Annotated in this window: 12 protein-coding genes; 7 read left to right on the forward strand and 5 right to left on the reverse strand. The window is 56.5% G+C overall.

Going from position 1 to position 8,398, the window contains the following annotated elements; genetic code table 11:
• Nucleotides 1-22 precede the first annotated feature (22 nt).
• The 7 genes from rpsP to Q0K43_RS08935 all read left to right on the forward strand — a co-directional run bounded on the left by rpsP (nucleotide 23) and on the right by Q0K43_RS08935 (nucleotide 4,772).
• On the forward strand, nucleotides 23-262 hold the full coding sequence (gene rpsP / locus Q0K43_RS08905) for a 30S ribosomal protein S16 (RefSeq protein WP_007489428.1): 240 nt from the start codon (nucleotides 23-25) through the stop codon (nucleotides 260-262).
• Nucleotides 263-280: 18 nt separating this feature from the next.
• Nucleotides 281-511 carry a KH domain-containing protein gene (locus Q0K43_RS08910; RefSeq protein ID WP_297196819.1) on the forward strand — a complete coding sequence of 77 codons (231 nt, stop codon included), beginning with the start codon at nucleotides 281-283 and terminating at the stop codon, nucleotides 509-511.
• A gap of 99 nt (nucleotides 512-610) precedes the next feature.
• Nucleotides 611-1,111, forward strand: a complete 501-nt coding sequence (gene rimM / locus Q0K43_RS08915; protein WP_297290198.1) for a ribosome maturation factor RimM — start codon at nucleotides 611-613, stop codon at nucleotides 1,109-1,111.
• Nucleotides 1,104-1,853, forward strand: a complete 750-nt coding sequence (gene trmD / locus Q0K43_RS08920; RefSeq protein ID WP_297290199.1) for a tRNA (guanosine(37)-N1)-methyltransferase TrmD — start codon at nucleotides 1,104-1,106, stop codon at nucleotides 1,851-1,853. The genes rimM and trmD overlap by 8 nt, the downstream gene beginning before the upstream one ends.
• Before the next feature lie 20 nt (nucleotides 1,854-1,873).
• Nucleotides 1,874-3,232: an alpha-amylase family glycosyl hydrolase gene (locus Q0K43_RS08925; RefSeq protein WP_297290200.1), complete on the forward strand. Its 1,359-nt coding sequence runs from the start codon at nucleotides 1,874-1,876 to the stop codon at nucleotides 3,230-3,232.
• Between the two features lie 116 nt (nucleotides 3,233-3,348).
• Nucleotides 3,349-4,185 (forward strand): DegV family protein, encoded by an 837-nt coding sequence (locus tag Q0K43_RS08930; protein ID WP_297290201.1) that lies wholly within the window; start codon nucleotides 3,349-3,351, stop codon nucleotides 4,183-4,185.
• Nucleotides 4,186-4,277: 92 nt separating this feature from the next.
• Nucleotides 4,278-4,772: a GNAT family N-acetyltransferase gene (locus Q0K43_RS08935; protein WP_297290202.1), complete on the forward strand. Its 495-nt coding sequence runs from the start codon at nucleotides 4,278-4,280 to the stop codon at nucleotides 4,770-4,772.
• Between the two features lie 62 nt (nucleotides 4,773-4,834).
• Here the strand turns inward: Q0K43_RS08935 and Q0K43_RS11745 are convergent, their stop codons facing one another.
• From Q0K43_RS11745 to Q0K43_RS08955, 5 genes are all read right to left on the reverse strand, one after another.
• Nucleotides 4,835-5,056: a rubredoxin-like domain-containing protein gene (locus Q0K43_RS11745; protein ID WP_366086247.1), complete on the reverse strand. Its 222-nt coding sequence runs from the start codon at nucleotides 5,054-5,056 to the stop codon at nucleotides 4,835-4,837.
• 9 nt (nucleotides 5,057-5,065) lie between these two features.
• A complete protein-coding gene (gene rbr / locus Q0K43_RS08940) occupies nucleotides 5,066-5,599 on the reverse strand; it encodes a rubrerythrin (protein WP_087187094.1) in 534 nt (177 codons plus the stop codon).
• A gap of 25 nt (nucleotides 5,600-5,624) precedes the next feature.
• Nucleotides 5,625-6,011, reverse strand: a complete 387-nt coding sequence (locus tag Q0K43_RS08945) for a desulfoferrodoxin family protein (RefSeq protein ID WP_297290203.1) — start codon at nucleotides 6,009-6,011, stop codon at nucleotides 5,625-5,627.
• Nucleotides 6,012-6,083: 72 nt separating this feature from the next.
• Nucleotides 6,084-6,467 carry a Fur family transcriptional regulator gene (locus tag Q0K43_RS08950; RefSeq protein ID WP_297290204.1) on the reverse strand — a complete coding sequence of 128 codons (384 nt, stop codon included), beginning with the start codon at nucleotides 6,465-6,467 and terminating at the stop codon, nucleotides 6,084-6,086.
• 274 nt (nucleotides 6,468-6,741) lie between these two features.
• Nucleotides 6,742-8,361 (reverse strand): recombinase family protein, encoded by a 1,620-nt coding sequence (locus Q0K43_RS08955; RefSeq protein WP_297290205.1) that lies wholly within the window; start codon nucleotides 8,359-8,361, stop codon nucleotides 6,742-6,744.
• Between the last annotated feature and the right edge of the window lie 37 nt (nucleotides 8,362-8,398).

Consider the following 8,398-nt stretch of genomic DNA (forward strand, 5'->3'; position numbering starts at 1 on the left):
ATTACATGGAGGTGAAGATACAATGGTTAAGATCAGACTGCGTCGTATGGGCGCCAAGAAGGCTCCCTTCTACCGCATCGTGGTGGCTGACTCCCGCTATCCCCGTGACGGCCGTTTCATCGAGGAGATCGGCACTTACAATCCTCTGACCCAGCCCGCCGAGATCAAGGTGGACGCCGAGCGCGCCCAGGCCTGGATTAAGACCGGCGCTCAGCCCACTGAGACCGTGAAGGCTCTGCTGAAAAAAGCTGGCGCCATCTGATAGGAGGGCACAGCTGGCATGAAGGAACTGCTCACCTATATCGCCCGCAGCCTGGTGGATCACCCCGACGCGGTGGAGGTCACTGAGCATGCCGGCGAGAGCGAGACCGTCCTGGAACTTCGGGTGGCCCCCGAGGACATGGGCAAGGTGATCGGCCGCCAGGGCCGTATCGCCAAGGAGATCCGCACGCTGATGCGCTCCGTGGCCCAGCGCCAGGGCACCAAGGTTTCCGTCGAGATCGTCGACTAACTCCGGGGGATCTCCCCCGGATATGAAAAAGCCGACCGACCACAGGGCCGGTCGGCTTTTTCATATCTATTAGATCATTTTATATGCAGGGTGATACCGATGAAAAATCAATTTTTAGAGGCCGGCCAGATCGTGAATACGCATGGCATTCAGGGGGAAGTGAAGATCGTCCCCTGGTGTGATTCCCCGGAATTTCTCTGCCAGTTTGATGTACTATATATGGATGGGCGACCTGTGAAAATCCGCTCAGCCCGCATCCACAAGGGCAACGTGCTGGCCTTTCTGGAGGGGGTTGACGATGTGAACGCCGCCATGGCCCTGAAAGGCAAGACGGTATTCATCGACCGCACCGGCGTGGAGCTGCCCGACGGACGTCACTTTATTGCCGACCTGATGGGTCTGGATGTCATCAACGCCGCTACCGGCGAGAAGATCGGCGTGGTATCCGATGTACTCACCCCGCCCGCCCACGAGGTCTATGTGGTCAAGGGCGAACACGAGTATATGATTCCCGCCGTCGATGAATTCCTGGCGGAAACCAACGTGGAAGGCGGCTATATCAAGGTCCGCCTCATTGAGGGGATGCGCACTGATGTATAGCATTGATATTATGACCCTGTTTGATCTGACGGTAGGCGATATGATGAACGAATCTATCCTGGGCCGGGCCCAGGAACGGGATATCATCCGCATTGAAGCCCATCAGATCCGGGATTATACCCTGAACAAGCAGAAGCAGGTGGACGACTACCCCTACGGCGGCGGTCGTGGTGCGGTGATGCAGGCCGACCCCCTCTACCAGTGCTGGAAACACATCGTAGACACCCACGGCCCCGGACACACCATCTACCTCTCCCCCGCCGGCGCAACCTTTACCGAGGCTCACGCCCGCCGGCTGCGGGATGACTACGATCACCTGATTTTGGTGTGCGGCCACTACGAAGGTATCGACGAACGGTTCATTGAGGAATGTGTGGATGAAGAGATCTCCATCGGCGATTTCGTACTCACCGGCGGCGAGTTGGCCGCCATGGTGGTGGCCGACGCGGTAGCCCGGTTGGTGCCCGGCGTGCTGGCCGACCCGGAGTGTTTTGAAAATGAGAGCCACTGGAACGGGATGCTGGAATATCCCCAGTACTCCCGCCCCGAGGAGTGGCACGGCCGAAAAGTCCCCGCCATCCTCCGCTCCGGCGACCACAAGAAGGTAGCCCAGTGGCGGCGGAAACAGTCCATCCTCCGCACCCGCCAGCGGCGGCCCGACCTGTACGAAAAGCTGGACCTGTCCTCCAAGGAGGACCAGAAGCTGCTGCGCGAACTGGAGGAAGAGGCAACACAATCCTAATTGAGACTGGAGGAGTCAAAATGAGTCATTGGGTCAATCAGTCCGTTTTCTATCACATCTATCCTCTGGGGTTCTGCGGAGCGCCGGAGTATAACCCCGGCGGGGCCCCTGTCCCCCGGCTGGACAAGCTAAAAGACTGGATCCCTCACCTGAAGGAACTGGGGGTCAACGCCCTCTACCTGGGTCCCGTGTTCCAGTCGGTGAAGCACGGCTATGACACCACCGACTACTTCCAGATCGACTGCCGCCTGGGAGACAACGACTCCTTTGCCGCCCTGTGCGACGCCCTCCACGAAAACGGCATCCGTGTGGTGCTGGACGGCGTATTCAACCATGTGGGCCGTGGCTTCTGGGCCTTCCGTGACATACAGGAACACGGCCAGAACTCTCCCTACTGCGGCTGGTTCCACGACCTGAACTTCGGCGGCCCCTCCCCTATGGGCGACCCCTTCTGGTACACCGCCTGGCAGGGCCACTATGAGCTGGTGAAGCTCAACCTTCGCAACCCCGACGTGGTGCGCCACCTGCTGGATGCGGTGGGAATGTGGATGGACAAATTTCACATCGACGGCCTGCGGCTGGATGCCGCCGACTGCGTGGATTTTGATTTCTTCCGCACCCTCAAGGGCTTTGTCAAGGGCAAGGACCCGGACTTCTGGCTCATGGGCGAAATCATCCACGGGGACTATGCCCGCTGGGCCAACCCGGAGATGCTGGACAGCGTCACCAACTACGAGTGCTGGAAGGGTCTGTGGTCCTCCCACAATGATAAAAACTACTTTGAGATCGCCCACTCCCTCAACCGCCAGTGCGGCCCCGGCGGCATTTACCGCAATATTACCCTCTACAACTTCGCCGATAACCACGACGTGGACCGGCTGGCTTCCAAGCTGACTAATCCGGCCCACATCAACAACCTGTACACTCTACTGTATACCATGCCCGGCGTGCCCTCCCTCTACTACGGCAGCGAGTGGGCCATCCAGGGCCAGCGTACCAAAGACTCCGACGCCCCCCTACGCCCCTGCCTGGACCTGAAGGAGATGATGGCCCTGGATCAGAGTCTGTGCGGCCATCTGGCCAAACTGGCCGCTATCCGCTCCGCCTTCCCCGCCCTCCGGGAGGGACAGTATGAGAACGTGATCATCAAGAACCAGCAGCTGGTGTTCCGCCGTGCCACCGACAGCCAGCGGGTCTATGTGGTCCTCAACCTGGAGCCCCAGGAGGTCCACATGGAGTTCCCACACCAGGAGCCGGTACTCCAGGATGTGCTGAACGATAACGCCATCTTCAACAACGACGGCGGCCGTTCCTGGCTCCCTGTTCCCCCTTATTCTGCCCGTATCCTGGTGGGCGCCCCCGACCGCTTTGTCTGGTAACACGGCTTCTTTTCCCTGATTATTCACACTTTATCCCTTTACTTTTCTTACGGATAGTGATACAATAGCGCCAACGAGTAATCTCATCTTTAAAATCATATTCGAGGATTTTTGTTATGAGTTTCAAGATCATTGTCGATAGCTGCTGTGACCTTACTCCCGCCCAGCTGCGGGAGGACTGCTTTATCAAGGTTCCCCTCACCATCCGCGTGGGGGATGAGACTATTGTGGATGACGAATCTTTTGATCAAAAAGCCCTACTGCAAAAGATGCGGGATTGTCCTACCGCTCCCCAGTCCGCCTGCCCCTCCCCCGCCCAGTACATGGAGGCCTTCGACTATGGGGCGGACGACATCTATGTGGTCACCCTGTCCGCACTGCTGTCCGGTTCCCACAACGCGGCGGCCCAGGCCCGCAGTCTGTGGCTGGAGGATCATCCCGGGGCCAACATTCACATTTTCAACTCCTGCTCCGCCTCCGCCGGCGAGGTGCTGGTGGCCTTAAAGCTCCAGGAGCTGGCGGAAGCCGGCCTGGACTTCACCACTGTGGTGAGCAAGGCCTCTCAGTATATTGAGGAGATGAATACTCTCTTTGTGCTGGAGACCCTGGATAATCTGCGGAAAAACGGGCGGCTCACCCGCACCCAGGCCCTGGTGACCAGTACACTGCATATCAAGCTGCTGATGGGCTCCACCCCTGAGGGCGAGATCTGCAAAAAGGGTCAGGCGCTGTCCATTAAGCAGGCCCTGAGCAAAATGGCGGCTATGATGGCGGCTGACCCCAACCACGCCGGACGGCGACTGTGCATTGTACACTGCAACTGTCTGGATCGGGCGTTCCATCTAAAGGCGTTGGTGCAAAAGCAGTGCAAATTTTCTGAGATCCTCATTGGCGATACCGGCGGTATTTCCACGGTGTATGCCAACGACGGCGGCGTGATCGCCGCCTATTGAATTTTGCTTTCAACCGTCCGGGATATTCCCGGGCGGTTGCTTTTTTCTTTCAAATGTGCTAACATGATCCAAAATCTTTTGGGAGGCGTGTTATGAACTACACCATTCGTCCCACGGAACCCAGGGATACCGCTGGACTGGCTGCCCTGCGCCGGATGCCCGGAGTCTTTGAGACCACCCTGGGGCTCCCCTCCTGCCGTACCACGGACAGCGATGCTTTTGTGGCCAATCTGGGCCCTAACGACCACCACTTCGTGGCGGTACTGGATGACGGCACCGTCATTGGCGCAGCCGGACTCCATGTGGAACCCAATCCCCGGATGCGCCATGTGGGTGGTGTGGGCCTATTTGTCCATAAGGACTATCAAAATGCAGGGGTAGGTACCGCCCTTTTAAAGACTCTGCTTGATCTGGCGGACAACTGGCTTATGCTGGTGCGGGTGGAACTCACCGTCTTTGCCGATAATGAGCGGGCCATCCACCTCTATGAGAAGCTGGGCTTTGAGAAGGAAGGACTCAAGCGCATGACCACCGTGCGGGACGGCAAGTATGCCGACGAGTATATGATGGCCCGGCTGCACCCATGATCCACTTATGCAAGAAGCGCACCCCGGAAGGAAATCTTCCGGGGTGCGCTTTTGGTTGCAGATCAATAATTGACGGCGCGGATCTCGAAGTAGGCCTGGGGATGGGCGCACACGGGGCACACCTGGGGGGCCGCCCCACCCGGCCCAGGCCGGGTGGGGACCCCTGATTGAAAAGGCCCGGGTGGAATGAATCCACCCGGGCTCAAGGTTTTTACGCTGTAAAAACGCTTGTACGGCGCAAGCGCCGCCCCATCTCCGATGGGGCCCCAAAAGAGGCCCCCCATGAAGTCAAATCAATAATTGACGGCGCGGATCTCGAAGTAGGCCTGGGGATGGGCGCACACGGGGCACACCTGGGGGGCCTCTTTGCCGAAGTGGATGTGGCCGCAGTTACGGCACTTCCACATATACTCGTCGCCCCGCTTGAACACTACGCCCTCTTCCAGGTTCTTCAGGAGGGTCAGATAGCGCTCCTCATGCTCCTTCTCAATCTTAAGAACACCCTCAAACAGGAAGGCCAACTTCTCAAAGCCCTCCTCCCGGGCAGTCTCAGCCATCTCCTTGTACATCTCAGTCCACTCTTCATGCTCACCGGCAGCGGCAGACTTCAGGTTGGCCATCGTATCGCCAATGCCACCCAGCTCCTTGAACCACAGCTTGGCATGCTCCTTCTCATTGCCGGCAGTTTCCTCGAAGATGGCTGCGATCTGCTCGTAGCCCTCTTTCTTGGCCTTGCTGGCAAAATAGGTATACTTGTTGCGCGCCATGCTCTCGCCGGCAAATGCTTTCCACAGATTGGCTTCCGTCTTGCTACCCTTCAGTTCCATAATCGTCATCCTTTCTTATAATAAATCAGCCTTCGCCCTTCCAGAACCCATGAAGATTACAAATCTCATAGGCTTCCACTTTCTCGCTCCGGCAGAAGGTCTTAAGCTCAGGCGCATCGCCAGGTTTGGGGAATTTCATGGTCACGGTGTCGCCGTCCACGACAGCAATCATGGAAATATAATGTTCCGGCAGCATGGGATGCTCCACGCTACCCACCTTAACCGTCACGGAACTGCCGCTGCCGTGCGCAACCTTCTCTACCACGGGGACGTGCTTCTCCTGGGCGGCATCCGTAGTGTTGGGGGTGATCTCCTCCATCTTCTGCCCGCAGCACATAACGGGCACACCTTTATCAACCACTTTGAAAATAATATTGCCACAATGTGCGCAACGATACAGCTTGAACTCCATATGTTACATCCTTTCTAATTGCAGTATAGGCACTTTCGTGCAAAATAAACTTATCACATCGCCGGAAGAAACTCAATGCTTCGGCTTACAGTTAGCACAAATTCCATGAAAAATTAACTCATGGGACCGGATGTCATGCCCACTGGCCAGCACTGCCTTCTCATCCAGCCCTTTATCATAGGGCAGATCCAAGTCAAACACTCCCCCGCAGGTCTCGCATCGGAAGTGGGGATGAGGCTCCACATTGGCGTCGTACCGTTCCACCGGAAAAGCCATCCGCACAGCAGCCCCTTCATCCACCAGCAGATTCAGATTTCGGTATACGGTACCTAAACTCAAGTTGGGGTTGGTTGGCTTCAGCCACTGATATACCATTTCGGCTGTAGGATGCTGATCCGTATTCATTAACGCTTGATATATAAGTTCTCTCTGCCTGGAATATCGCTTTCCGTTCATGTGTCACCACTCTTTCTGTTGTAAACAGTAACTATTACTGTTATTGTTATAATACCAGAAACCAGTTAAAAAGGCAAGCATTTTTTCAATTTTTATATCCTTTCACAGCAGGCAATCTCAATCTTGTCTGCCGTGAAAGGATATGGACCACCCCGTTCTGTGTCTATCGGCCTTACTTCCGGTTTTCCAAGGCTGCTTCCAGTTTTTTTAATGCCTTTTTTTCAATGCGGGACACATAGCGCCCCGGCTACTGTAAACGATTGGTTCCAGAAAATTACGCCGTCTCGAACGGCGCAATCCCTTGCGGTGTATGGCTTTCCGCCGTTTTGTCCAGCTGGGCAAAACGGAATTTGATAATGACTTCCTTGTCCTCGGTCAGTTCCACTCTCTCGATGAGGCTGACCAGCAGTTCCCGGCTCTCCCCCGCTGTCTCGATGAACCTCTGCACCAGTTCCCTGGCCCTGTCCTCACTGCGGACAGGGCTTTTTTTCTGAAACTCCAGGGCCTTCCGTTTTTCCTCCAGCTGCTCCCGCTCCAGTTTGATCCGGCCGAAGATGCGCTGGAAGTCCGCCTCCGGCAGCAATCCGCTGAGCCGATCCGTATACATCCGGTCCAGGTTGGCGGTAAGGCTGTCGATCTTGGACTGAATCGTCTGAAGTTCTGTTTCCAGGCCGCTCTGCCTTCTGGCCTTCTCCACGGCCTCCCGGGCCACAGGAAATAATTCGTCAGGGTTCAGGTAAGCCTGGCAGACCTCCCGCACCTTGGCGACTACTGCGTCAGTCACCGTCTTCTCCTTGATGGAGTGGCAGGTGCAGACGCCCGCTTTGGTAAAACGCTGGTAAGTGCGGCAGACGAAGTACAGTACATCCTCTCCCTTGGCGTTTTTTCGGTTAAGCACCGCCAGAGGGTATCCGCACTCGTGGCAGAAGATCAACCCTTTCAACAGGAAGTCGTAGGTTCGGCTCCGGGTGTGCTTGCGGCTGTTGACCAGCATCCGCACCTTGCGGAAAGTCTCCGCGTCCACCAGAGGCTCGTGGGTCCCCTCTACTATCACCCAGTTGGCCGGGTCCTGCCTCAGGCACTTCTTGGATTTGTAGCTGATCTTTACACTTCGCCCCTGAACCATATTGCCGATGTAGGTCTCGTTTTGCAGCATATCGGAGATCCGCTCACTGCTCCAGAGGCCGGTATAGGGACCGGGTCTTGCCACCGGGAGGTTTGCGTAGGTGGCCGGGGTGGGAACTCCCTCCTGGTTGAGGAGGGTTGCAATGTTCCGGCAGCTCATGCCGGAGAGGGCCAGGGCGAAGATCCGTCGGACAACAGGCGCCACCTCCTCGTCAATGACGATCTTATTTTTCTCAGTGGGGTGCATCTTGTAGCCATATACTGGCTTACCGCCGATGAACTGCCCTTTCCGCTGCTTATCCCGCTTGACGCTCTTGATCTTCTTGGAGATGTCCTTGGCGTACATGTCGTTCATGATGGCCCGAAAGGGGGTGATGTCGTTGGCGGTGGAGTCCACACCGGTGTCGATACCGTCCAGCAGGGAGATGTACCGCACCCGGTGCTCCGGGAAGTACCGCTCCATGTAGTGGCCGGTCATGATGTAGTCGCGCCCCAGACGGGAGAGATCCTTGGTGATGACCATATTGACCTTTTTGGCCTCGATGTCCGCAATCATCCGCTGGAAGGCCGGCCGGTCGAAGTTAGTGCCGCTCCAGCCGTCGTCAATATAGGTATCGTAGACGCTCAGCCGGTGCTGCTGTACAAACTCCCGCAGCAGGGATTCCTGGTTCTGGACGCTCTGGGATGGTCCTTCGCTCTCATCCTCCTTTGATAGTCTGATGTATAAAGCCGCATGGTAATCCATGGGATTGCTTATCTCTAAGTACATGCTATACCTCCTGAGATAAGCGGCCATTCATCATATG

The organism is uncultured Flavonifractor sp. (assembly GCF_944383115.1).
Lineage (GTDB): Bacteria > Bacillota > Clostridia > Oscillospirales > Oscillospiraceae > Flavonifractor.

Excerpts from the sequence above, each read along its gene's own strand:
- Q0K43_RS08950 (WP_297290204.1), bottom strand. The coding sequence starts at position 6,467 with ATGAACGGAAAGCGATATTCCAGGCAGAGAGAACTTATATATCAAGCG.
- Q0K43_RS08955 (WP_297290205.1), bottom strand. The coding sequence starts at position 8,361 with ATGTACTTAGAGATAAGCAATCCCATGGATTACCATGCGGCTTTATAC.
- rpsP (WP_007489428.1), top strand. The coding sequence starts at position 23 with ATGGTTAAGATCAGACTGCGTCGTATGGGCGCCAAGAAGGCTCCCTTC.
- trmD (WP_297290199.1), top strand. The coding sequence starts at position 1,104 with ATGTATAGCATTGATATTATGACCCTGTTTGATCTGACGGTAGGCGAT.
- Q0K43_RS08925 (WP_297290200.1), top strand. The coding sequence starts at position 1,874 with ATGAGTCATTGGGTCAATCAGTCCGTTTTCTATCACATCTATCCTCTG.
- Q0K43_RS08945 (WP_297290203.1), bottom strand. The coding sequence starts at position 6,011 with ATGGAGTTCAAGCTGTATCGTTGCGCACATTGTGGCAATATTATTTTC.
- Q0K43_RS08910 (WP_297196819.1), top strand. The coding sequence starts at position 281 with ATGAAGGAACTGCTCACCTATATCGCCCGCAGCCTGGTGGATCACCCC.
- Q0K43_RS11745 (WP_366086247.1), bottom strand. The coding sequence starts at position 5,056 with ATGGGGGGCCTCTTTTGGGGCCCCATCGGAGATGGGGCGGCGCTTGCG.
- rimM (WP_297290198.1), top strand. The coding sequence starts at position 611 with ATGAAAAATCAATTTTTAGAGGCCGGCCAGATCGTGAATACGCATGGC.
- Q0K43_RS08935 (WP_297290202.1), top strand. The coding sequence starts at position 4,278 with ATGAACTACACCATTCGTCCCACGGAACCCAGGGATACCGCTGGACTG.
- rbr (WP_087187094.1), bottom strand. The coding sequence starts at position 5,599 with ATGGAACTGAAGGGTAGCAAGACGGAAGCCAATCTGTGGAAAGCATTT.
- Q0K43_RS08930 (WP_297290201.1), top strand. The coding sequence starts at position 3,349 with ATGAGTTTCAAGATCATTGTCGATAGCTGCTGTGACCTTACTCCCGCC.